Source organism: Mucilaginibacter sp. 22184 (assembly GCF_052045695.1).
GTDB lineage: Bacteria > Bacteroidota > Bacteroidia > Sphingobacteriales > Sphingobacteriaceae > Mucilaginibacter.
This window is the reverse complement of record NZ_JBQEPI010000006.1, coordinates 296,691-322,142: the sequence shown is the minus strand read 5'-3', so window position 1 is coordinate 322,142 and position 25,452 is coordinate 296,691. Positions and strand designations below refer to the sequence as shown.

The 25,452-nt window shown below is 40.7% G+C and carries 15 protein-coding genes; all 15 read left to right on the top strand.

Annotated elements, in window-relative coordinates; all coding sequences use genetic code 11:
* Positions 1 to 120 precede the first annotated feature (120 nt).
* Positions 121 to 1,263 carry a FecR family protein gene (locus tag ACTJKG_RS15320; RefSeq protein ID WP_440739724.1) on the top strand — a complete coding sequence of 381 codons (1,143 nt, stop codon included), beginning with the start codon at positions 121 to 123 and terminating at the stop codon, positions 1,261 to 1,263.
* Between the two features lie 212 nt (positions 1,264 to 1,475).
* Positions 1,476 to 4,778 (top strand): TonB-dependent receptor, encoded by a 3,303-nt coding sequence (locus ACTJKG_RS15315; RefSeq protein WP_440739723.1) that lies wholly within the window; start codon positions 1,476 to 1,478, stop codon positions 4,776 to 4,778.
* Positions 4,779 to 4,805: 27 nt separating this feature from the next.
* Entirely contained in the window at positions 4,806 to 6,323 is a 1,518-nt protein-coding gene (locus ACTJKG_RS15310; protein WP_440739722.1) for a RagB/SusD family nutrient uptake outer membrane protein, read from the top strand.
* Between the two features lie 112 nt (positions 6,324 to 6,435).
* Positions 6,436 to 9,297 (top strand): sugar-binding domain-containing protein, encoded by a 2,862-nt coding sequence (locus ACTJKG_RS15305; protein WP_440739721.1) that lies wholly within the window; start codon positions 6,436 to 6,438, stop codon positions 9,295 to 9,297.
* A 359-nt stretch (positions 9,298 to 9,656) separates the two neighbouring features.
* Positions 9,657 to 10,583 (top strand): metallophosphoesterase family protein, encoded by a 927-nt coding sequence (locus ACTJKG_RS15300; protein ID WP_440739720.1) that lies wholly within the window; start codon positions 9,657 to 9,659, stop codon positions 10,581 to 10,583.
* 27 nt (positions 10,584 to 10,610) lie between these two features.
* Positions 10,611 to 11,708, top strand: coding sequence for an alkaline phosphatase family protein (locus tag ACTJKG_RS15295; RefSeq protein ID WP_440739719.1), 1,098 nt, complete (start codon positions 10,611 to 10,613; stop codon positions 11,706 to 11,708).
* A gap of 19 nt (positions 11,709 to 11,727) precedes the next feature.
* Positions 11,728 to 12,732: a metallophosphoesterase family protein gene (locus ACTJKG_RS15290; protein WP_440739718.1), complete on the top strand. Its 1,005-nt coding sequence runs from the start codon at positions 11,728 to 11,730 to the stop codon at positions 12,730 to 12,732.
* Between the two features lie 20 nt (positions 12,733 to 12,752).
* Positions 12,753 to 13,640, top strand: a complete 888-nt coding sequence (locus tag ACTJKG_RS15285; RefSeq protein WP_172337374.1) for an alkaline phosphatase — start codon at positions 12,753 to 12,755, stop codon at positions 13,638 to 13,640.
* Between the two features lie 330 nt (positions 13,641 to 13,970).
* A complete protein-coding gene (locus ACTJKG_RS15280; RefSeq protein WP_172337373.1) occupies positions 13,971 to 14,552 on the top strand; it encodes a helix-turn-helix domain-containing protein in 582 nt (193 codons plus the stop codon).
* Positions 14,553 to 15,114: 562 nt separating this feature from the next.
* Entirely contained in the window at positions 15,115 to 18,276 is a 3,162-nt protein-coding gene (locus ACTJKG_RS15275) for a SusC/RagA family TonB-linked outer membrane protein (protein ID WP_440739717.1), read from the top strand.
* Positions 18,277 to 18,298: 22 nt separating this feature from the next.
* Positions 18,299 to 20,077 carry a RagB/SusD family nutrient uptake outer membrane protein gene (locus ACTJKG_RS15270; protein WP_440739716.1) on the top strand — a complete coding sequence of 593 codons (1,779 nt, stop codon included), beginning with the start codon at positions 18,299 to 18,301 and terminating at the stop codon, positions 20,075 to 20,077.
* A gap of 109 nt (positions 20,078 to 20,186) precedes the next feature.
* Positions 20,187 to 21,224: an alpha-L-fucosidase gene (locus ACTJKG_RS15265; protein ID WP_172337370.1), complete on the top strand. Its 1,038-nt coding sequence runs from the start codon at positions 20,187 to 20,189 to the stop codon at positions 21,222 to 21,224.
* Between the two features lie 328 nt (positions 21,225 to 21,552).
* The gene (gene phnA, locus ACTJKG_RS15260; protein WP_440739715.1) at positions 21,553 to 22,794 is read left to right on the top strand and encodes a phosphonoacetate hydrolase; all 1,242 of its coding nucleotides are present in this window, start codon (positions 21,553 to 21,555) and stop codon (positions 22,792 to 22,794) included.
* A 31-nt stretch (positions 22,795 to 22,825) separates the two neighbouring features.
* Positions 22,826 to 24,274 carry a phosphonoacetaldehyde dehydrogenase gene (gene phnY, locus ACTJKG_RS15255; RefSeq protein WP_440739714.1) on the top strand — a complete coding sequence of 483 codons (1,449 nt, stop codon included), beginning with the start codon at positions 22,826 to 22,828 and terminating at the stop codon, positions 24,272 to 24,274.
* 9 nt (positions 24,275 to 24,283) lie between these two features.
* Positions 24,284 to 25,444 (top strand): TIGR03364 family FAD-dependent oxidoreductase, encoded by a 1,161-nt coding sequence (locus ACTJKG_RS15250; protein WP_440739713.1) that lies wholly within the window; start codon positions 24,284 to 24,286, stop codon positions 25,442 to 25,444.
* Positions 25,445 to 25,452 lie beyond the last annotated feature (8 nt).

Here is a 25,452-nt window from a genome sequence, read left to right as displayed (position 1 = left end):
TAAATTGTACGTATTACAATTAATATTGACATTTTACCACTCCAGAAAAAATATTTTTTATTTTATGTGTGTCCGGTGCCAAAAAAGTCTCTATACCCCAATAACCGGATAAACTTTTTTATGAGCCCGCAAGAATTTATTGAACTTTATGAGAAATATCAGTCTGGCAATTGTACTCCGGAAGAGATAAATCAACTTGGAGCATATCGTGATAATTTTGAATTGAAGGATTTGCCATGGACTGAGGCGATGGGAAATAAAGAGGCAATTAAACTTGATATATTATACAAGCTCAATCATCAAATTAATGCGCCAAAAAAAGGGTTTAAAAAATATTGGATAGCCGTAGCCGCCAGTTTGATTTTTGCCTTAGGTTTAATATGGCTTGTTAGTTACAAAGTCCATAATGCATCAATTGAATTGGTCCAAAATTCATCAGCGGATGCGAAAAGACCAGTGATGCCAGGAAATAACAAAGCTACCTTAACACTCGCCGATGGCTCCAATATTGATCTCACCGATTCCAGGAAAGGATTATTATCAAAGCAAGGAAGTGTTGTTATAGGCAAATCCGGAGAAGGGAAAATTGTTTATAACGCCAAAGAAGGTGAAGCGCGGAGCACGGCAGCTCTATTTAATATGATCAGTACACCCCGTGGAGGGCAATATCAGGTTGTTTTATCCGATGGTACCAAAGTATGGCTCAACGCTGCCTCTTCTATAAAATTCCCAACCGTTTTTACTGGTCATGAAAGAAAAGTAGAATTAACAGGCGAAGCCTACTTTGAAGTGGCAAAAAATAAAGATAGGCCCTTTAAAATCGCCGTTGAGCAAATGAGTATCGAAGTATTGGGAACACATTTTAATGTCGACGCATATAAAGACGAAGGAGTTATTAAAACTACCCTTTTAGAGGGGGCTGTAAAGTTAGTAACCGGCAATCATCAGGCATACCTGAAGCCCGGACAGCAAGCTACACTAAATCAGCAGCAATCATTTAATATCGGTTCTGTGAATACAGAGGAAGCCGTAGCGTGGAAAAACGGATATTTCATATTTAACAATGAAAACATTCAGAGTATCATGAAAAAGATTTCGCGATGGTACGATGTTGAAGTTGTGTATAACGGTAAAGTTGATGAACGGGATTTTGGTGGAACAGTGTCTCGTTTCGATAGTGTTGCCGAGGTGCTAAAATCATTAGAATTAACCGGTACAGTTCACTTTAAAATAGAAGGGAGGAAGATTATCGTAATGCCATAAACTTACTTATTACTACTATAAATAAGTTACCATAAAACCAGGAGCGATTGCAGCGCCCCCGGTTAAATAGGCTTGCTTTTTAAGCAGCTAAAAGGGTAACAATCAATTGCTTCTACAACCAATTTAATTAAACCTTTTTTCAAATGTATAAAGATAATATTGCATTTCCATGCAGGAGGGTCTCCTGTATGCCATTTAAAATTTTTAGGGTGATGAAACTTGTGTTAATTTTATTAATTACCACTATTATTCAGGCCAATGCCAGCTCTTATGCCCAAACTGTAAACCTGAATTTGAAAAATGCTTCCCTGAAAGAAGTTATTGAGGAATTAAGACAGCAAACGGGTTATCATTTTTTGTATAAGATCGAGGTATTGGATGAAACAAAGAGGGTTAGCCTTTCGGCGAATAATGAACCATTTTTACAGGCACTTGAAAAATGTTTTGCCAATCAGCCTGTAACTTATACCATTAATCACAATACTGTTGTTCTACGAAGAAAGGCTTTAGTAACCGATGAAGTGCAGACAGTAAAAGTAACAGGTACGGTTACGGATGAGAAGGGCTTACCATTGCCGGGCGTTAGTGTTAAAGTAAAGGGTACCAATAACGGTATAGTTACAGATGGTAACGGTAAATACTCCATTACTGTTAATGATAATAAGGCTGTATTGGAGTTTACTTTTTTAGGATTCACCAAACAGGAAGTTAGCATTAATGGTCGTACCGAAATAAACGTAAAGTTACAGGAAGCCCAAACCGCTTTAAATGAGGTTGTGGTGATCGGGTACGGAACGGTTAGACGGTCTGATCTTACCGGTGCCACAGCTTCGGTTAAAGGTTCAGATATCAAGGCTCAGGGTGTAAGTGACGTTACAAGGTCATTACAGGGTAAAATGCCCGGCGTTACCATAGAAGCATCTGGTGGTGATCCTGGTGCCGGAACACGAATTATGATCCGGGGGGTTGGTACATTAGGAAACGGAGCCCCGTTATATATTGTTGATGGTGTACCAACAGCAAGTATCAACTACCTGAACCAGGTTGATATTGAATCAATTGATGTATTGAAAGACGCTTCTGCCGCGGCCATATACGGTTCAAGGGCTGCAAATGGTGTGGTATTGGTTACCACTAAAGCGGGTAAGAATGGCGCTCCTGTGGTACAATTTACCGCGAATTATGGTCAGCAAAAAATAGCGCATGGAATTGATGTTTTGAATGCCCAGGAGTGGGCCACTGTGAGTAACATGGCGCATGATAACGCTGGTTTGCCCAGACTTGATATTGCCAAAAATCCAAGTCAGTTGGGTGTTGGTACCAATTGGCAGGATGCTATATACCGAACAGCCCCGGTTCAACAGTATAATATGCTGGTAAGTGGTGGAAGCGAATCAACCAAATACAGTGTATCAGGTGGATATAATGATCAGCAGGGTATTGTGGATGTAACCGGTTATAAGCGTTATAATTTACGCGTTAAAACAGAAACAACCAAAGGGCGATTGAAGTTTGGCGAAACGGTATTGCTATCAAGAGAAAAATTCATCACCATGCCCGGTGGCTGGGGTGGTCAGGGTGGTAACCCGGTAGGATCAGCAGCAAAAATGATCCCTGTTTTTAATATTTATGATCCAACTGCTGTAGGTGGTTACGCCGGGGCTTATGGCCCGGTGGTTAACGTGGCCAATCCGGTTGCCCAGCTAAATCTGGAAAATATTAACCGGGAGTTTACTAATATCATAACTAATGCTTATGCCCAGGTAAACCTTTTACCTGGTTTAAACTATAAATTAAATCTGGGATATACCAATGGCTTTAACAGCAATTATGATTACTCTAAAAGATATGTAGTGGGCACCCTGTTTTCACATCCAACTAATGATATTAGTTTGAGCAAAGATCAGACAGTAATGACTTTGTTAGAAAATACCCTGAACTATGATAAGCATATTGGCAAACACAGTATACAGGCATTGGCCGGTTACGCTTATCAAAGCACTAAATATAATTACACCGCAGCAGGTAGAACAGATTTGCCTGATGGTATTGACCAGATAGATGCCGGAGCCGGTATATCAACCACCGGTGGCAACAAAACTGAAAGTAACCTGGTATCGATATTCGGACGTGCTATTTATTCGTATGATAACCGTTATCTTTTGACCGCCAGTTTCAGGCATGATGGCTCATCGAGATTTGGAAGCGCTCACCGGTACGGTGATTATCCTTCTATTGCATTGGGGTGGAATATTTCAAATGAAAGCTTTTTTGGATCTTTAAAAAATACATTTTCAACTTTAAAATTAAGGACCAGTTATGGTGTGCTGGGTAACCAGGAAATTGGGGATTATCAGTACAGTGCGGCTATCTCGTCAAATATAAACTATGTTGTTGGTGCCGATCAACAAAAATGGTTCGGGGCCATTCAAACAGCATTTGCTTCTCCCAACATTAAATGGGAAAGTACCAAAACTTCAAACATTGGTTTAGATATAGGTTTTTTACAGGACAGACTGAATATAACTGCTGATTATTTTATTAAAAAAACCACCGATCTCCTTTTAAACGTTCCCATACCAGGCTCTGCTGGATCAATTTCAAATCCGGTAGTAAATGCCGGAGATCTGCGTAATAAAGGTATTGAGGTTGGTGTTAATTTTAATGATCATATAGGCAAATTAAACTATGGCGTTTATGGTACAATAAGCGCGGTGAAAAATAAGGTAATAGCACTTGGTACGGGTACACAGCAAATTTTTGGTGGCCAGCCTACCCACCACGGTGCTTCAAGTACTTTAACCGAAGCTGGCGGCTCAATAGGCTCTTTTTACCTGATAAAGGATATCGGCGTATTTAATTCACAAGCCGAAATTGATAGTTATACCAAAAATGGCAAGCCGATTCAGCCTAACGCTGCCCCTGGTGATGTTAAATTCCAGGACACCAATGGCGACGGACAGATCAATGATAATGATAAAGTTAACGCAGGCAGCCCATTCCCTAATTTTGAATATGGCTTTGGCATAAATGCATCCATGTATGGTTTTGATATCAATATGTTTTTCCAGGGTTCTCAGGGCAATAAGATATATAATGGCTTAAGGCAGGATTTGGAAAGTACCAACCTCGATTTTAATTATGCCAAATCAATGCTTAACGCCTGGACACCTACTAATCATTCTAATATTCCCAGAGCGGTTACCAGCGATCCGAATTTTAATAACCGCACATCAACCCGCTTTCTGGAAGATGGCTCTTATTTAAGAATGAAAACTTTGCAAATTGGATACACCTTAAATAGTGCATTGGTAAAAAAAATGAGGATAACTTCTTTACGTGTTTATGCAAGTGCTGATAATCTTTTTACAATAACAAACTATACTGGTTTTAACCCCGATTTGGGTAGAGCAACGAGTGCTCAACTGAGTATTCTTGATCGGGGTGTTGATTTTGGGCATGTGGCTTATCCGCTGGCCAGAACCATCTCTCTGGGTGTTCAACTATCATTGTAATCAATAAGCGCTATAAAAATTAAAATTATGAAAAATTTAATAATCATATTTTGTATAGCTGTTATAGTTTGCAGCTGTAAGAAAAGTACATTAGAACTTCAAAACCCCAATAAAATAACCACCGAAACTTTCTGGAAAACCGAAGCCGATGTGCAAAGCGCATTCGCGGCTACCTATGGGCTGTTAAGGGATGTAAATGGTGGTTTTTATGGAGTAAGGGGTATTGAGCTTGCTAATGGTCGTGGTGACGACTTTTTTATCCGTAACGATGTGGCCGATCTGTACAAACTATCAACATTTACCAACACACCAGACAATGGCCCTGCCAATGATCTGTGGAACATATCATACCGGGCTATTTTTAGGGCAAATCAAATATTAGCTAACATTGATAAAGTGCCTTTGGATGCTAACGCGAAAAAAGCCTATATAGCCGAAGCTAAATTTCTGCGAGGCATAAATTATTTTATCCTGGCCATTAACTTTGGAGATGTGCCATTGATATTGACCGTCCCGGCTACAACAGAGAACTATTTTACAGCCAAATCTCCCGAAGCCGCTATTTGGCAGCAGGTGATTGCTGATTTTACTGCAGCTGGGGCCGATCTGCCCGCATCCTATTCTTCGCAATGGGTAGGCAGGGCAACCAAAGGCGCGGCCCTGGCTTACCTGGGTAAAGCTTATGTATACACCAAAGCCTGGGCTAATGCGGAAACTGCTTTGAAGCAGGTAACAGGTTTATCATATCAGTTGATGCCTAACTATGGTGATAACTTTATCGCCTCGAAAAAGAACAATCAGGAATCGGTGTTTGAGATCCAACTGGCTGATGTTGGCGGCACTAACCCATGGGCCGGCGAAAATGCACAGCAATCATTAGGAGTTACTACTGCACAGGAGTTTGCGCCATCAGAAGTAAGCGGATGGTTTGAAGTGAGCCCTACTGACAAGCTTTTTAATGAGTTTAAAAAAGAAAAAACTACAAGTAATGATTTCGATCCAAGGATGTACGCTACACTGGTTTGGGATTATCCTGGTTGTACTTTTTATAACAAGCCTTTTAGTAGTTTCACGCTGGTGTTCGGCTATCACTCCATGTTCAAAAAGTATCAGAATTATACCCAAAATAATGAGCTAACAGGAGCAAGCGGCGCTTCGGATTATACCTCAAGTAACAATGAGCGGGCTTTCCGTTACGCCGATGTGCTGTTGTTACTTGCAGAGTCTTTAACTATGCAGGGAAAAGTGCAGGATGCTTATCCTTACATGAAACAGATCAGGGATAGGGCACAACTCGCCGCTTTACCGGGGGGGTATAGCCAGGATCAGATGATGACCGAAATAGTGCACCAGCGGATGATTGAATTTGCGAGAGAGAACCAACGCTTTTATGATCTGAAACGCTGGGGAAAACTATCGCAGGAAATCTCCAATAGCGATAAAGTAGGGAAGCAATTTTACGTAGCTGGTAAATATGATTATTTCCCGATCCCTCAAAACGAGATCAATAGTAATCCATTAATGAAACAAAACTCCAATTGGTAAAAATCAATTGGTTATAACCTAAATTGCCTTTTCACCTTTTTGATCTGGTTGCTTCCATAAAACAGAAGTAACCAGATCATTCTGTTAAATTATAAATACCAATTATAAACAGATGAGAAAACTAATCTTGCTTTTGTTAATTGCCTTTTTACAATTAACGCTTATAAACGTTGTTAAAGGCCAGTCTAAAAAAAAATCTGTAGTAATAGATTACAAAATAGATCTTGCCGGTAAGTGGGCTTTCCAGATCGATTCACTCGATCAGGGAATAACGCAAAAATGGTATGCAAATAGTCTGGCTGGTAATATCACGCTTCCGGGCTCCATGACTACAAATGGATTGGGGAGTGATATCACCATAAATACTCCATGGACTGGGAGTATTGAGGATTCTACCTGGTTTCAGAGCCCAGCGTATGCGCAATATCGCAAGCCAGGTAATATCAAAGTGCCATTCTGGCTTCAGCCCGCTAAATATTATAAAGGTGCCGCATGGTATCAAAAAACAGTAACTATCCCTACAACGTGGTCTAAAAAGCATGTTGAACTATATATTGAAAGAAGCCATTGGGAAACAACTGTTTGGGTTGATGATAAGCAAATTGGCATGCAAAACAGCCTGTCCACTGCTCAGGTTTTTGATCTTTCTAATGAATTATCTCCCGGTAATCATCAAATAACCATTCGTGTAGATAACAGGGTAAAGGAGTTTAATGTAGGTCAAAATTCGCATAGTATTTCTGATCATACACAAACCAACTGGAATGGGATGATTGGGCAATTATTTCTGAAAGCCAAGCCTTTAGTATACATTGATGATATACAGCTATATCCGGATATTAAAAACAAGCTGGTTAAGGCACATGTACAGATCATTAATCATACCGGGAAAACAGTTAGCACCACCATTAATTTGTTGGCTACATGCGCAAAAGCGCCTGCACTAAGGCCAATGGCAAAAGCAATAGCTGTTACAAAGGATACTGTTGTTATAGAAATAACTTACCCAATGGGCGAAAAGCCACTATTATGGAGCGAATTTACCCCCGATGTTTATAAAATGCAGGTTCAGCTGGTTACTGCCCCGAATGAAAAAGATGAAAGATCGGTTACATTTGGCATGAGGAGTTTTTCAAGCAGGGGCACACAATTTACCATTAATGGTAAGCCTACATTTCTGCGTGGAACTTTAGAATGCGCGGCTTATCCTAAAACCGGTTTCCCGCCAACAGATCTGCAATCATGGGTGCGAATTTTAACCGTTTGCAAATCTTATGGACTAAATCATTTGCGTTTTCATTCCTGGTGTCCGCCAGATGCTGCTTTTGAAGCCGCCGACCGGTTAGGTTTTTATTTTCAAATTGAGTGCGCATCCTGGGCAAATCAGGGCGCTTCAATTGGAGATGGAAACCCTTTGGATCAATATATCTATGATGAAAGTAACCGGATAGTAAAGGTTTACGGCAACCATCCATCTTTTTGTATGATGAACTATGGTAACGAACCAAATGGTAAAAACCTGGTTAAATACCTGACTGATTTTGTAAGTTATTGGAAACAGAAAGATCCCCGTCGTTTGTATTCTACAGGTTCGGGTTGGCCTATCATCAATAGTAGTGATTATAACAGTACACCCGATCCCCGAATCCAGGGATGGGGGCAAGGGCTTAAAAGCATTATCAACGGTCAAGCACCACGGGCAGATTATGACTGGACCGGTATTATTAAAAATTGGCAACACCCAACCGTAAGCCACGAAATTGGGCAATGGTGCGTTTATCCTGATTTTAAGGAGATAAGCCAATATGATGGTGTATTGAAAGCAAGGAATTTTGAGATATTCCATGATCAGCTAAAAAAGAATGGTTTAGAAAATCTGGCCGAAGATTTCCTTTTCGCGTCTGGAAAATTGCAGGTTTTATGCTATAAGGCGGATATTGAAGCTGCGTTACGTACGCCTGGTTTTGGCGGTTTTCAACTACTGGGATTAAATGATTTCCCAGGGCAGGGAACTGCTTTGGTTGGTGTGCTTAATCCATTTTGGAGAGATAAAGGATATATCACCGGAAAAGAATATAGCCAGTTTTGCAATGCTGTTGTACCATTGGCCCGTTTGCCTAAAATGATCTACCTTAATAATGAAACATTTACGGTACCCGTGGAAGTTGCGCAGTTTGGCCAAAGAGTATTAAACCATGTAACCCCCCAATGGAGTATAAAGAATGATGCCGGTAATGTATTATTTAAAGGAGGGCTTGCCACAACAATCATACCTTTAGGAAATAATATAAAGCTGGGTGTAATTAAGCAAACACTAAATTCCATAACTAAACCAAGTAAACTTACACTTACCGTATCTGTTGCCGGCTATGAAAACTCCTGGGAGATATTTGTCTATCCACCGGTACTGTCTAAAGTTAACCAAAATATCATGGTTGTAAATACTATTGACAACAAGGTGGTTGAAACTCTAAATAAAGGCGGCAACGTATTGTTGACGTTAAAAAAAGGAGCCCTTAAAGGGAGTAAGGGGGGGAATATAGCCATTGGTTTTTCAAGCATATTCTGGAATACCGCTTGGACTCATAGTCAGCCTCCGGTTACTTTAGGCATTTTATGCGATCCTAAACACCCTGCATTAAAAGAGTTCCCAACGCAGCGTTACAGTAATTGGCAATGGTGGGATGCTATGTCTCACTCCAGCGCAATTCGCCTGGACTCAGTGGCAACAGGCTTACAGCCTATTGTTAGGGTTATTGATGACTGGGTGACCGCGCAGTCGCTTGGATTGGTGTTTGAATGTCGCGCAGGTAACGGGAAACTGATCATATCAGGTATCGACTTGTTATCGGATGCGGATAAACGGCCGGAAGCAAAACAGTTACTGTACAGTTTAAAAAGTTATATGGACTCTGCAGATTTTAATCCCAAACAAACGGTCGATCTGGGGAAAATTATCGACTTATACCGATAAGTAAAATGTACATAATTGGATAAATCGGTTTGATCTTATAAAATCTCCTTTAATTATTGATGAAATAAAAGGGCCTAAACTATGTTGTTTAGGCCCTTTTTTACCTTGCAGCCGGTTATAACACGAGCATAAATAATTATCACGATATTAAAGTCACTTCTATCATTAAGCTAACGTTAATACACAGGAATCGCCTTTTTACAGCTATACTTTCAAAAATGCAGATCTCCTTTGATTTGAAGCTTACCATGTTAAATAAATTACTAAAATGTATTAATTTTTGTATAGTATTTGTAAACTTAATGTTTAGTATTTATATTTGAAATCGACAGCGCCAATTCTAATTACAAACTATATGTATGAAAAGACGGGACCTAATTAAACAAATCGGCTTGGTTAGCGGAGCAGCAGTATTAAGTAACACAGTTACCGCATCGCCAATAAATTATGAGCAAAAGAAAAAAAGGGTTTTAAAGATAGCGCACATTACCGATGTGCACATCAGGCCCGAGTATAATGCAGTAGCCCGTTTCAAGAAGTGCTTGGAAATGATCAAAAAAGATAAGGTTGACCTGATATTGAATGGTGGTGATTCTATATACGCGGCAGATTATGATAATATTAAAAAAGAGAGGGTAATTGAATTATGGAACTGTTGGAAGGATAGTATTGAATTAGTAAAAGATATCCCGATGTACAGTGTGCTTGGCAATCATGATATGTGGTGGCAGGGGAAAGGTGATGAACTTTTTGGTAAACCCGGTGTGATAAAAATGCTGGGTTTAAAAAATAACTATTACAGTTTTGATAAAAATGGATGGCACTTTATTATGCTGGATAGCAATCATCCAAAAAGTCCGGGTATGCTGGATGAAGATCAATGGAATTGGTTTGTGCAAGATGTACAATCCAGCAATGGGAAGCCAACATTGATCATGTCACATTATCCTCTTCTGAGCTGCACGGGCATTATTGATAATAAACCTGATTTTATAGGCCCTTTTAAAGTAAGCGGTAGCTATAACCACCTGGATATTATGAAGTTTATTGAAGTGTTCAATAAAAACAAAAATATCAAAGTTTGTCTGAGCGGGCACATTCACTTGTTAGATAAAGTTTGGTATAACGATGTAAGTTACTTGTGTAACGGTGCAGCCAGTGGCTTTTGGTGGGAACCGGGCGACGATGGCAAAAGCTCTTATAAACAAACGGTGCCGGGATACTCTATATTGAACTTGTATAGCAATGGCAGTTTTGATGACCAGTATATCAAATATGAAGCTTAGCCAATAGAACTTTTAATCCTAATTGAAATGAAAAAAACATCCTTCTCCTTATTGTTTCTACTGTTGATCAGTGTAACGGTTTCGGCCCAAAAAGTTCCTGCTGACAAAGCAGAAAATATCCTCATCGTATCTATAGATGGTTTGCGGTGGCACGAAGTTTTTCAGGGCGCCGAGAAAGCATTGATACTGAATAAAAAATACAACTCCCAGGACTCTGTTCAGCGAATAAAAAAGTACTGGTCTGATGATCAGCGGGAGCGAAGAGCTAAGCTAATGCCTTTTGTGTGGAGTGTTTTTGCAAAAGATGGACAATTGTATGGCAACCGTGATTTGGGCAGCCTGGTAAATGTGAAAAATCCATACTGGTTCTCATACCCTGGTCGGAATGAAAACTTAACCGGATATGCCGATCCTAAAGTAAACTCTAACGATTATCCGGATAACCCTAATAAAAATGTATTAGAGTTTATTGATCAGCAAAAAGGATATAAGGGTAAGGTGGTGGCTTTTGCCTCCTGGGATGCTGTAGCCAGAATCATCAACCGTAACCGGAATGGCTTAATGGTCAACAACCCGTTTGAAGATATCAAAGGGAATGACCTTACGGAAGCTGAAAAATTGGCCAATGAAATTCAACACTATGAACCTCAGATTTGGGGTGATGGTGAGCGTTTAGATGCCACTACGTACGCGCTTGCCAAATCATACATCGCTGCTAAACATCCCAAAGTAGTTTACCTTGACCTGGCCGATACCGACGATCACGCTCACGGGGGCACTTATGATCTGTATTTAGATGCCATTCACAATATCGATGCAATGATCAGCAGTTTATGGAACTACATACAAAAGGATACCTTTTATAAGAACAATACCACCATTATAGTGATGCCCGATCATGGGCGGGGAGAAGGAAAGCAATGGACAAGCCATGGCGCCAGTATTCCGCACGCCAACGATACCTGGTTAATGGCTATCGGACCTAAAATAAAATCATTGGGCGAAGTGAAAAACAGCGGACAGATTTATCAGGACCAGTATGCAAAAACTATAGCCAAATTATTAGACTTTAATTTCACATCGGTAAATCCTATTGGCGAGGCTATAGATAGCGTAATAAAATAAACTTGGTTTATATAATAGCATGAAAAATCAAAATCGAAGGGCTTTTATTCAAAAACTAACGATTGGTGCATTAGCTATTACCCCTGTTCAAAAGCTGATAGCTTCACCCGTTGCTTTGCAATTACAGCCGCAAGATAAAAAGATCAGGTTTGGTGTTATTGCCGATTTGCACCATGATCTGATATATGATGGGATGGATCGTTTATCGGCGTTTATTGATAATATGAATACCGAAAAACCGGATTTTATTATCCAGATGGGAGACCTTTGCTTTCCCAAAAAGGAGAACCTTCCTTTAATGGATGTTTGGAATAAGTTTAACGGCCCCAAATATCATGTAATTGGCAACCATGACACTGATGGTGGATTCACACGCGATCAGGTGGTTGAATTCTGGAAAGCGAAGGCAAAATTTTATTCTTTTGATATCAACGGTTTTCACTTTGTGGTTTTGGATGGAAATGAACACAATCCCTCGCCTGACAGCCCCCCAGGATATGCTCGCTTTATTTCTCCGGCCCAAGTGGAATGGCTAAAGAAAGATCTTGATGGAGCAACCTTACCCACCATAATATGCTGTCATCAGGGTTTGGATAATGATGCCGGCGGACTGGAGAATGGTACGCTAATGCGCTATACGCTTGAACAAGCCAATCAAAAGAATAAGCACAAAGTGATATTAGTACTAAGCGGGCATCATCATCAGGATTATTATAACCAGATCAACGGTATACACTACGTGCAGATCAATAGCGCCTCCTACCAATGGCTGGGTGATAAATATAAAGAGATTCGCTATTCGGAAGCTGTTGACAAGGCCAAGCCTGCGGTAAAATATACAGTGCCTTATAAAGATCCACTATGGGCTATGGTCGAAATCGATCAGGAGGGAACGATCAGTATACGAGGCAGGCGATCGGTTTTTATTGGGTCGTCGCCTGAGAAATTAGGCGTTAACCCGATTGACTATATCTACCCCATAGTGCCTTATATATCCGACAGGAAGATCAAAATTAATTCATAAATATTAACGCGTAACACTAAATGAAAAGATTACTGACAGTTATTTGCCTCTTTAGCCTGGCATTACAATTAAGCGCGCAAGTTAAACACGTAAAACACGTAGTATTAATAGGCTGCGATGGTTTTGGCGCTTATGCTGTACCCGGTGCCAAAATGCCCAATTTAAAACATTTGATGGAGACAGGTTCATGGTCGTTAAAGGCAAGGTGTGTGATGCCATCTTCAAGCGCCGATAATTGGGCATCTATGTTAATGGGTGCGGGGATAACAGAGCACGGCTATACAGAATGGAATAGCAAAGTTCCGGAAATTCCGTCGGTAACAATAACTAAGTACGGTATTTTTCCAAGCATCTTCAGTGTTATCCGTGATCAAAAGCCAGGCGCGAAAACCGCGGCCATTTATAGCTGGGACGGTATTGCGCCGCTGATTGAAAAAGATGCTATTGATATGGTAATACCAGGTGGCGATGCAGGCGATGATTTCTGTGTAGACACGGCTGCAAGCGTCATCAAAAAGCAAAAGCCGTTATTTACATTCATCCACGTTAGTCAGCCAGATGGAGTAGGGCATAATATCGGGCACCGCACTCCGGCATATTATGAAGAACTGCAAAAGGTTGATGCTCGGATAGGGAAGATTGTTCAAGCTGTAAAAGATGCGGGTATCGAAAACGAGACCATTATTATGGTGACTGCCGATCATGGCGGTATTAACAAGGGGCACGGCGGCAAATCATTGGATGAGATACAGATACCCTGGATCATAAACGGTGCAGGTGTTAAAAAGAATCACGAAATAAAAGATGTGATCATTACTTATGATACAGCTGCTACTATAGCCTGGATATTTGGACTGAAAATGCCACAAAGCTGGCGCGGGAAACCCGTAACTGATGGGTTTGATTAAATGGATCCTATCATAGTTTATACTGTTTAAATAGGGCTATTTTGCTAAAAAGTGGGTTTGCATGGTTTGTATTTTTTATGGATTTTATGTAGTTAAATTATTGATAATTAGTTATTTATTAGTTTTTTCCTTGAAATAGTGTAAGCCATCATTTTATAGGCTCGTTACTGATTGTTTTCTGATTCCGCCGGAGTGTCCAGTGTGGCCATTCGAATAAATTATAGGATTAAATCGGTCAAAATAAATTTGAATGCGTTTGCCCTTATTCATTGCATAGCGTAACGGGTACCATTGTGAAATTTTAATTACTTTTGAGCGAAAGTAACTATTATGCAAGACGATATTATCCTGAAGATCAGCTACCGTTTAAAAGAAATAAGAAAAGACAAACGCATAACCATTCAGGAACTGGCAGATAAAGCAGGTGTTAGTAAAGGATTAATATCCCAGATTGAAAATAACCGTACTATACCCTCACTTCCAGTATTGATGAATATCGTTCAATCGTTAAATCTCGACCTGACGGAATTTTTTAAGGACCTTTCATCCGGTGGTCACCAGGAAAAAGTATTCGTTATCCGCTCATCAGAATACAGTCCTATTCAAAAAGAAGCCTCCAAAGGTTTTAGCTACCAAAGAATGCTTACGCGCAATATAAAGGGAGGCCCTGTTGATTTTGTGTTGTTAGAACTTAAGAAAGGTGCTCGCCGCAATAAAATGGTGGTTACCGATGCTTTTGAATACAAATATCTGATTAAAGGTAAAATTGAATACCTGATAGAAGATAAAAGCTATGTTTTGGAAGAAGGGGATTCCATTTTCTTTGACGGACGCTTGGGGCACAATTTATCTAACATTGGCGATTCTGAAGCCATCATGCTGGTAGTTTATTATTTCATCTCGAACGATTGATAGTACCTAACCCACGTCAAATAGCATTAGAAAAAGGTCCGTATTTAAATACGGACCTTTTTTATACCTCCATCCCAAATTTTGAGAGAAGCCGCCTTTGTCGGCTATTTTAATAGGTATTCTGCTCACGCTACATCTCTGATATCTTCAACGTCTGCTCTTTTTTTCGAAAAAAAGTACTCCTCAAGCCTATAATTTGCTGTATTTATCATGATGTATTTTATCTAAAAAATGGTGTAAATTTCTTTGTTTTGTTGATTTTATTTTTCTTTAGTATTTATAAACAATTAAACAGTTGTTTCGTGTGAGTTAAATGATCTTCTTTCTCTTGTGTTTATAATTTACACAAACGTTTGTGTAATTAATTTACTTGTAAATTGTTAATTACAGTTATCTATACTTTATTTTAAAAATCATCCTTAACTGTATTTGCAAAACGATTTAGTTTATAGATAAATGATATTTCATTTAAAAAGTTTAATATTACTTTACTTTTTGTTTACAAATAATGTCTATAATTGTATAAATACTAAACAAAACTTAAAATTTAAACTGTTAAAAAATGAAGACTTTTTACTTGTTCAAGTATGGCCTGATCACGGTAGTGGTATGGCTGCTGGCTTTGGATGTTGCCTATGCCCAAAGTAAGGTTACCGGTACGGTAACCGATGATAGTAATAAACCCTTACCTGGTGTTATCATCAAATCAAAGCTGGGTAAATCAACTGGTACAGTTACCGACTCGCAGGGTAATTTTCATATCACGACTCCCAATAAAGAGGATGTTCTGATTTTTAGCTTTGTTGGGTACGTTACGCAGGAGGTGTCGGTAAACGGTGCCAATCTGAATGTAGTGATGAAAGCTTCATCAAGCAGTTTAAATGAAGTTGTTGTAGTTGGATATGGCAGTCAGAAAAAGGCTAACCTAACAGGGGCCGTAAATACCATCAGTGGTGCTGTGTTGGAAGATCGGCCCATACCCAATGTTGGAAGAGGGTTGCAGGGGATGTTGCCAGGTTTAACGGTAACTTCTCCGAGCGGCCAACCCGGCGCTGCACCATCCTTTAATATATGGGGATTTACTTCTATTAATGGAGGCGGGCCGCTGATATTGGTTGATAATATTGTAACCAGTGATGTTAGCAATATTAATCCTGATGATGTAGCCAGTGTAAGCGTACTTAAGGATGCTGCCTCCTCGGCTGTTTACGGTTCCAGAGCTGCATTTGGAGTGGTATTGATCACAACAAAGTCGGGGAAAACGGGAACTCCAAAGGTTACCTATAGTATGAATTATTCGCTGCATAAGATAACTAATCTGCCAGATGTGGTAACCGACCCGGCCACTGTAGTTGATTATAAGAACCAGGCTTACTATTCATACTATGGCGTGAACTTATTTAATAGCGCAACCGTGGCTTATGCCAACGCGCGGTCAAAAGATCCCAGCCTCCCAGCGGCAACTGCCGATCCTGCCGACCCGGCTAATTATATTTATGCAGCCGGCAATAATTGGTTCACTGACCTATATAAACCCATTAACACAAGCCAGCTCCATAATGTAACGGTGAGTGGCGGAGGCGATCGGATCACTTATTATTTTTCAGCTGGTTATAGTAACCAGAATGGGGTGTTTCGTGATAATGCCGACTATTATAACAGGTTCAATATTCGTGCGAAACTGGATATGAAGGTTACAAGCTGGCTGAGTGTTTATACGAACACAGCATACAATCGTATCATTTATAATCAGCCTTCTTTATGGACATCTGATTGGACGTCAGGCGATCTTTATCACTCCATTGGCCGCGCTAATACATTAGTTCCTGTTACCAACCCAGATGGGTCATATACCTCTGCGGGAGCTTATATAGGTTTTTTAAAAAATGGAGCTCGTAGCAATACGGTGACTAATCAACCACAAAACACTATTGGTTTTACAACTTCGTTTTTTAATAATGCCTGGAGAATTAAAGGTGATTATACCTTCAGAGCCACCAATGATTACAATCAGGCATCTCAATTAGTTGTTCCGTATGAAAACGGGCCAAATCAACAGGTGTTCTATGCAGGTCACTCCAATGCATCAGCATATGCCGACGATAATTCTTATCAGATCATCAATATTTATACAGAATATGAAAAAACTTTTGGTAAGCATTACTTTAAGGGGATGATTGGTTTCAATCAGGAGAAGAATAGCTTTAATACCTTTTCTGCGCTTAACAATAATTTGATTACCAATAGCGTAGGCTATCTTGGGGGAACAACAGGAGCAACACCCCAGGTTGGTGGATCTGGTTATCAATGGGCTACCAGGGGAGCTTTCTCACGTTTGAATTATAGCAATGACAATAAATATCTGTTGGAGTTAGATGGACGCTATGACGGATCTTCCCGTTTTCCGATCACCCAACAGTATACATTTCTTCCTTCCGTTTCCCTGGGATGGAGGGTATCGGAAGAGCCATTCTTTAAAAGCCTCACTGGTGTAGTTGATAATTTGAAGCTTCGTGCCTCTTATGGCACCTTGGGAAATGACCAGAATTTAGGGAATTACCAGTTTATTCCGCTGCTTGGACATGGCACAACCACCAATCTATTAGGTGGTGCTCAACCCGTGACCGTTACTCCACCTAATTTAGTATCTCCGTCACTTACCTGGGAGAAAATTTATAATTCTGTTGCAGGTGTAGATTTTAGCCTGTTTCACAAACTGGATGTTTCCTTTAACATATATCAGCGCGATACCAAAAATATGATAACGGCGGGATTTCAACTCCCGGCCGTCTTAGGAGCAAGCCAGCCTAAAGAGAATGCTGCCGATCAAAGAACGCGGGGATGGGACCTGAGCCTTACCTATAACGATAAATTTGACTTAGCAGGAAGACCATTTAACTATAGTTTGCGGGCGAATGTTTGGGACTCTCAGTCAATAATTACCCGGTATAACAATCCTACAAAATACTGGCAAGGAGGTGGTTATTATGTTGGGCAACACGTGGGTGATATATGGGGGCTAACAGACTTAGGGATATTTCAAACAGATGCCGCCGCGAAAGCAGCGCCAGATCAATCCGCGCTTATGGGATATTATAATTTGAACAAAGCAGGAGAGCTGCAATATGCCGACCTCAACCATGATGGAAAAATTACGTTAGGCGATGGTACGGTAGCAAATCCGGGTGATGCCAAAGTAATTGGTAATACCACTCCCCGGTATAATTTTGGCGCGGGAGGTAATTTTTCCTGGAATAATTTTGATTTAAGCTTCTATTTCCAAGGGGTAGGGAAGGCGAGTTTTTACCCTACTGAGGGCTATTATTGGAGTATGTTTTTTGCACCCTGGGAAAATGTTACTAAGAATATCGTGAATAACACCTGGACCCCGCAAAACCCGAATGCTTTCTATCCTGCTCTGAAGGGCTGGCGGGAGGGTGATGCCGGAGCATGGTATGATCTTGCAGTTCCTCAAACCAGGTACCTCTACAGCGCTGCTTATGTCCGTCTTAAAAATTTAACCGTTGGGTATTCGTTCTCCCTCCCTCAATTAAAAAAAATAGGTGTTGACCGCTTGCGGGTATATTTTAGCGGAGAGGACCTTTGGGAATCAGATCATCTACCGCAAGGTTTTGACCCGGAAGGATTGGGTGGTAGCTGGGGCTCAGGGAAAGTGTATCCCTTCCAACGCCAATATTCATTTGGTATAAGTGCAAAGTTTTAATGTTTAGTTCAAACTCACAACAATGAAAAAGTTTCATATAATTGCGATAACCGGTATGGTGCTAAGTATCTTATCATTATACTCCTGTAAAAAAGATAGTTTTTTGACCCGATACCCGGTATCGGACATAACAGAACAAAACTTTTTTAATAATGCTTCTGATTTAGATACCTATAGTAACGGTTTTTATTCTTATGTCCCCACTCTTCCCTCACAATTATTAGGTGATTCCTATAGAGCGGGAGATGTGCAAAGTGATAATACCGAGAACTTTCCTTTTAATAAAGTAGTGGCTGGTCAGCTGGTATTGCCAAGCACTGCCAGTCAGGCAGGCTGGACGTGGACTTATTTAAAAACTGTGAACTATTTTTTACAGAATTATCAAAAAGCAAACGCACCACAGACTGTAAAAAATCATTATGTAGGGGTGGCCAGATTTTTTAGGGCCTGGTTTTATTTTGATAAAGTAAAGCGCTTTGGTGCTGTGCCCTGGTATGGAAGGGCTATAGCGCCAAATGACATTGCTGATTTATATAAAGCGAGAGATTCCAGGCAACTGGTTATGGATTCGGTAATGGCTGACCTGAGGTTTGCCGTAAATAATGTCAATCCTACCGGGCCTTCTGGCACTATTACCAAGTGGGTAGCACTGTCACTGATGGCCAGAGTAGGGTTGCACGAGGGGACATTTAGAAAGTATCAGGGAATAGATGGTAGTCAGTCGTTTTTAAAAACAGCAGATAGCGCGGCCCTTGCAGTGATGCAAAGTGGTAATTTTAAATTATATACTACCGGAAAGCCTGGTCAGGACTATCAGAACTTATTTTTATTTTATAATCCGGGAGATCCGCAAGGGGCTGAAGTAATATTAGGTACATATTACAGTAGTACTCTTCATGTTTATTCAGCAACCGATGCGGCTATCAGGTCTGACGGTATGGGTATGACAAAGGATTGTATGAATACTTATCTTACCAGCAATGGCACTCCCTTTACTCAAGTGCCAGGTTACGATACCATGATGGTTAAAGGGGAGTTTAAAAATCGCGATCCCAGATTACCGCAAACCGTTTTGCCTCCAACTACGCTGGCATATGGTGATATGTTTGGGCCAAATACATTAGGTAAGTCTAAAACTGGTTATTATCTGTTTAAGTATTTTGATCCCACTGCTCTTGCATACAATAGCAATACCAATGCAGGAATAGATTTTCGGTATGGGGAGATTCTGTTGATCTATGCAGAAGCAAAAGCAGAATTGGCGAATGCCGGAACGGGTACGCTTTCACAAGCCGACCTTGATATGTCCATTAACTTACTTCGGGACAGAGTGGGGATGCCTCATTTATTGATGAATGTGCCTGTTGACCCTGTATTGGCAATAGCTTATCCCAATGTGTCGGGTGCCTTACAAAATGTGTTGTTGGAGATCCGCCGGGAGCGAAGAGTAGAGTTGGCAGGTGAAGGATTTCGTTATGATGATCTCATGCGGTGGAAAAATGGTGCATTGTTAGCCAAGACCTTTTATGGCATGTACTTCCCATCTACAGGTATTTTTGATATGAATGGCGATGGGGTGCCTGATGTTGGCCTGGTATCGAGTAAACCTGCGAATCCCATACCAAACGTAGCTTACTTTGTAGTTGGAACAGATGTTTTTTTAAGCAACGGTAACTATGGAAACGTAGTGGTGAACCCTGCCTTGGTCAAAACATTTGCCGATCCTAAAAATTACTATTTCCCTTTGCCTACCCAGGAGTTGCAGCTTAACTCAAAGTTAACACAAAATCCGGGCTGGTAAAACAGTATAAATATCAAAAGAGCTTTGTTGGTTAGTTAATTTTTAACTAAGGGCCGCAGGGATGTGGCCCTTTTTATATTTCATAAAACAGAATATTAAAAATCACATCATGAAAAAGATTATCACTGCGTTTTCCATAATGCTTGTTTTTTCAATGGCGGGCTTTGCGCAATCATCATATATTCCTTCTAAAAGCAATCTCGAAAACCGGGAATGGTTTAATAACGCCAAATTAGGTTTGTTTATCCATTATGGTATTTATTCGCAGTTAGATGATGTGGATGAAGCCTGGGCCATGCGTAAATATACCGTCCCTCAGTATGAAAAAATTGCTGACCAGTTTGATCCCAGAGATTTTAATGCTAAAGAATGGGTAGCTGCTGCAAAAAAATTAGGGTTTAAATATATTACTGTAACCACCAAACATCACGATGGCTTTTGTTTGTTCGATTCTAAATATACAGATTGGACAATCATGCATCACGGAAAAAAGCGATTAGACATTATTAAAGCCCTGGCCGATGAGTGTCATAAACAGGGGATAAAATTATGGTTGTATTATTCCTTATTGGACTGGCATCATCCAGATTTTGTGTTTCGTAAAGACGAAGGGGGAACCTATAAGCATCAATTACCTAATCCAAATAGGGATGAGCAAAAGTATATTCAGTATATGAAAAATCAGCTCACTGAGTTACTTACCAAATACGGAACGGTTGCCGGGATATGGTTTGATGGATATTGGTCAAAAGATGTAGGCAGATATCCCTTTGGAGAAATTTACAAGTTGATTCATCAATTGCAGCCAGCTTGTATGATCATCAATAATCATGATATGTTTTACATTCCGGGTGAAGATGCTATGGTATATGCTTTATATGATCCTTTTCCGCAGTCTGCGTACGATAGTGATATTCGTTTAAAGCAAATGCCATTGCAAGCCATGGATATGAGCAGTAATAAATGGGGATACTACTCTAAACAAATATATAAACCGGTTGATACCCTTATACATAATATGGAAAAAGTGGCAGGCAAACATGCGTCTTTTGTGTTAAATACAGGCCCATTGCCTAACGGAAAGCTGGATGAGCATTTTATCGATACCATCAAAGTTGTAAATAAGCGAATGAGCATCCACAAATAATTTCCTTTTTAAGGGATGCATTAATGTTCTAGTATATATAGTGTTAGTAAACAATTGGATGCCGGTTTTTTAGTTTTTCATGAGATACGTATTAAGCGCATGTAGAAAAATATTTTCAAAAAGTTTAGTATTTATTTACTTTTTTACAAAAAATAATTACATTTGAATATAAATACTAAACAATGATTGTAAGCAGAATTTGGCTTCAGTTGTGGTTTTAAAAGTACTGGTAAAGTTGATTAATGTGTTTGTTTAAGGGGCGTAGCGGTTACGGCCCTTTTACCATTGCAACTGATAAAGTTAGAACTTGATTATATAAAAATAGATAATGAATACCATCTCAACAACGTCTTTCTCGGCCAACGGTAAATTATATACGCCACCTGCAAAGCCCATTGTAGTTATCTGCATGGATGGCTCGGCCGATGAATATCTTGATACTACATTGGCTCATGATCGCATGCCTAATCTTAAAAAAATGGCATTACAAGGCTATCGTGGTATGGTGCGCGGAGCTTTACCATCTTTTACCAATGTCAATAACTCATCTATTGTAACGGGTGTTAGTCCGGCGGTGCATGGCATTTGTGGTAATTTCTTTTACGATGTCCAAAAAGATCAGGAAGTGATGATGAACTCATCAGAATATCTCCGGGCGGATACTTTGCTGGCTGCCGCGGCAAATGCAGGGCGTAAAGTAGCCGTGGTAACCGCAAAAGAAAAATTACGGGATATTCTTTCTTATAAATTGAACGGTATCGCTTTTTCTGCCGAAAAGGCCGATCAGGCAAAACTGGAAACACATGGCATTGAAAATGCCGAAGAAGTTATCGGGCATAAAACACCGGCCATTTATAGTGCCGAAGCCAGTCTGTTTGTTTTACGGGCAGGCGTTGCACTGATAGAAAAAGGCCTGGCCGATTTTCTATACCTATCGTTAACCGATTATATGCAACATACTTATGCACCTGATACCGAAGAGTCACTGGCATTCTATGAGGCTCAGGATATTGAATTGGGCAAAATGCTTGCATTAGGGGCCGTTATTGGCGCAACGGCAGATCATGGCATGAACGCCAAAGTAAAAGCCGACGGTTCGCCAAATGTATTGTTTATCGAAACCATGCTCACAGAAAAATTTGGTACAGGTTTCAGGGTTATTTGCCCTATAACCGACCCTTATGTAAAACATCATGGTGCGTTAGGATCCTATGTGGCTGTGCACGTGGAAAATGGTTCGAATATCAATGACGTGAAAAACTGGCTGGCACAGCAGCCCGGTATTACCGAGGTGTATGATAAAGAAACGGGCTGCCGTATCCTGGAGCAACCGGCAGATAGGACAGGCGACCTGTTTGTATTGTCGGCACGTGATGTAGTAGTTGGAAAAACAGCTGCCGATCATGATCTGAAAGCACTGGACGGAACCCTGCGCTCACACGGCGGCAGGTATGAGGAAATGGTGCCATTAGTGGTTTCGCACCCATTAAACAGTTTATATAAAATGAAGGCGCAGGGCGATCCACGGAATTTTGATGTGTTCGATTTTGCAGTTAACGGTACCCATTAATTGGGTGTCATAGAGGAATTTTAAGAGGACGATGAAAGAGGAAACATTGTTAAGTACTGATAATATGTTCAAACTGGCCTCATTAATAGCCGGTGAACCTGTATCATCCGGGAAGATATTAGCTGTTAATAACCCCTATAACGGGCAGCTTGTAGGCACAGTGGAAATGGCGGGCGGTAACGATACCCAGGCTGCTATTGACATAGCCTTAAAAGGTGGTCAAATATTAACCCGTTACGAGAGATATAGCATTTTGGATAAAGCCAAAACTATGCTGTTGGACAGAAAAGAGGAATTTGCTAAATTGATCACCGCCGAATCGGGTTTATGTATTTCTGAAGCGCGGTATGAGATCGGTCGCGCGCATGATGTGTTACTGTTTGCCTCCATAGAATGTTTAAAAGATGACGGGCAGGTATTTTCCTGCGATATATCACCAAACGGCAAACAGCGAAAAATATTTACGCTGCGTGAGCCTTTAAAACTGGCTGTTGCTATTACACCGTTTAATCACCCGCTAAACCAGGTGGCGCATAAAATTGCTCCGGCTTTAGCAGCCGGAACGCCGGTTATACTAAAACCTTCGGAAAAAACACCCTTAACGGCTATCCGGTTTGTAGAACTACTGTACCAGGCGGGTTTGCCGGCATATATGCTGAGCGTACTTTTAGGAGATACCAAAGATGTTGCCGAGGCATTGGTGCAGGATCCGCGGGTAGATCTGGTATCATTTACCGGCAGTGTTGCTGTAGGGAAAAAGATAGCGCAAACGGCGGGGTATAAAAAGGTGATCCTGGAGCTTGGCGGCAATGATCCATTGATTGTATTGGAAGATGCCAACCTTGATCTGGCTGTTACATTGGCAGCAGAAGGTGCTTTTCGGAATTCAGGTCAGCGTTGTACTGCTGTAAAGCGCATCCTGGTACAGGAAAATATAGCCAAAGAGTTTACCGAACGCTTTGTTGAAAAGGCAAAAGAATATACCTGCGGAGATCCGGCAGATCCTGAAACCAGGGTAGGGACGGTAATTGACGAACAATCGGCCATATACCTAGAAAGCGTGGTGGACAAAGCGGTTGCCCGCGGGGCCAGGATTTTGTTGGGAGGTAAACGCACGGGTGCTTTATTACAACCAACGGTGATTATAGATGTTCCGCGGGATGCGCAAATGGTTGTTCAGGAATCTTTTGGACCTCTGGCACCCATTTTAACTTTTAAAGATATTAATGATGCCATAGCTCTTTCCAATTCTACCGCTTTTGGTTTATCATCAGGTGTGGTCACTACCAATATGGATCATGCCATCCGTTTTGTGAAGGAGCTAAAAGTAGGTACTGTAAATATTAATGAAGTGCCGGGCTATAGGATAGAGAGTTCGCCTTTTGGTGGTGTTAAAGACTCCGGCCTAGGAATAAAAGAAGGCGTGATCGAGGCGATTAAGTGCTTCACTACTGTAAAAACATTTTCAATGCCCTGGTAAAAAATCATTATGAATAATTCATCAACATACGATTTAATTGTAATTGGCTCTGGCATATTGGGTACGTTTCATGCCTTGCATGCTGCACGTTTGGGCAAAAAAGTACTGCTGACCGAAAAAGATCAGTATCCTATAAGCGCGACGGTCAGAAACTTTGGCCAGGTAGTAACCTCCGGTATGTCTTCCGATTGGCTTCCTTACGCCATCAAAACAGCAGAATTGTATCAGGAGATCCAGCGCGAATTTGACATCAGTGTGCGTAATAATGGTAGCGTTTACCTGGCGTCTGACCCTGAAGAATTGCAGTTGGCTCACGAATTAAAAGAGCGTATGGATTCCTTTGGTTACCAGGCTTCGCTGCTATCGGCAAAAGATTGCCTGGTTAAATGGCCGGCGCTAAATGATCAGTATTGTAAGGGCGGGATTTTCTTTCCGCAGGAATTAAGTGTGGAACCAGATAGGCTCATCTATCGCCTCATCAAATATGCTATCACCAAATATCCACAACTCACCTATAAGCCGGCTACAGCTATTATTGACTGTGAAGTTATTGGCGATCATGTGGAAGTGACGAGTTCAACAAAAGAGAAATTTATAGCCGATAAAGTAATTGTGTGTAATGGAGGCGAATACAAATTGTTATTTGCCGATCATTTTAAAGATAGCGGTATCATCTTATGTAAATTACAAATGATGCGGACAGTTCCGATGCCCGAGGTGCAGTTAGAGGGGAATATACTAACCGGGCTTTCTATCCGCCGGTATGAATCATTCCAGGAATGCCCTTCATATACCAAACTTACAACACCCGAGCATTATGCCGAATTAAAAAAATGGGGTGTACACATCCTGTTTAAAAAAGCCGTGGATGGATCAATCATCATTGGTGATTCGCATGAATATGCAGATGTAAATCATTCCGACGATCTGAATTTTGACATCGACAATCATATCAATGAACTGATGTTGAAAGAAGCGCAAAATATTGTAGGTTTTGATGTAAGTAAAATTGCATCAACTTGGGCTGGCGTTTATCCGCAGCACAACAGCAAGCACGTGGTGGAGCTGGATATAGAAAACCGGATACATATCCGCACAGCTATCGGAGGCAAAGGCATGACCTGCGCCGGTGGATACGCGGAGGCCAGTATACAGGGAATATATAACTGATCATTACT

Bases quoted from the DNA above. Each gene is read 5' to 3' on its own strand.
- phnA (WP_440739715.1), top strand. From the start codon at position 21,553: ATGAATACCATCTCAACAACGTCTTTCTCGGCCAACGGTAAATTATAT.
- ACTJKG_RS15295 (WP_440739719.1), top strand. From the start codon at position 10,611: ATGAAAAAAACATCCTTCTCCTTATTGTTTCTACTGTTGATCAGTGTA.
- ACTJKG_RS15270 (WP_440739716.1), top strand. From the start codon at position 18,299: ATGAAAAAGTTTCATATAATTGCGATAACCGGTATGGTGCTAAGTATC.
- ACTJKG_RS15265 (WP_172337370.1), top strand. From the start codon at position 20,187: ATGAAAAAGATTATCACTGCGTTTTCCATAATGCTTGTTTTTTCAATG.
- ACTJKG_RS15305 (WP_440739721.1), top strand. From the start codon at position 6,436: ATGAGAAAACTAATCTTGCTTTTGTTAATTGCCTTTTTACAATTAACG.
- ACTJKG_RS15320 (WP_440739724.1), top strand. From the start codon at position 121: ATGAGCCCGCAAGAATTTATTGAACTTTATGAGAAATATCAGTCTGGC.
- ACTJKG_RS15300 (WP_440739720.1), top strand. From the start codon at position 9,657: ATGAAAAGACGGGACCTAATTAAACAAATCGGCTTGGTTAGCGGAGCA.
- ACTJKG_RS15290 (WP_440739718.1), top strand. From the start codon at position 11,728: ATGAAAAATCAAAATCGAAGGGCTTTTATTCAAAAACTAACGATTGGT.
- ACTJKG_RS15310 (WP_440739722.1), top strand. From the start codon at position 4,806: ATGAAAAATTTAATAATCATATTTTGTATAGCTGTTATAGTTTGCAGC.
- phnY (WP_440739714.1), top strand. From the start codon at position 22,826: ATGAAAGAGGAAACATTGTTAAGTACTGATAATATGTTCAAACTGGCC.
- ACTJKG_RS15275 (WP_440739717.1), top strand. From the start codon at position 15,115: ATGAAGACTTTTTACTTGTTCAAGTATGGCCTGATCACGGTAGTGGTA.
- ACTJKG_RS15285 (WP_172337374.1), top strand. From the start codon at position 12,753: ATGAAAAGATTACTGACAGTTATTTGCCTCTTTAGCCTGGCATTACAA.
- ACTJKG_RS15280 (WP_172337373.1), top strand. From the start codon at position 13,971: ATGCAAGACGATATTATCCTGAAGATCAGCTACCGTTTAAAAGAAATA.
- ACTJKG_RS15315 (WP_440739723.1), top strand. From the start codon at position 1,476: ATGAAACTTGTGTTAATTTTATTAATTACCACTATTATTCAGGCCAAT.
- ACTJKG_RS15250 (WP_440739713.1), top strand. From the start codon at position 24,284: ATGAATAATTCATCAACATACGATTTAATTGTAATTGGCTCTGGCATA.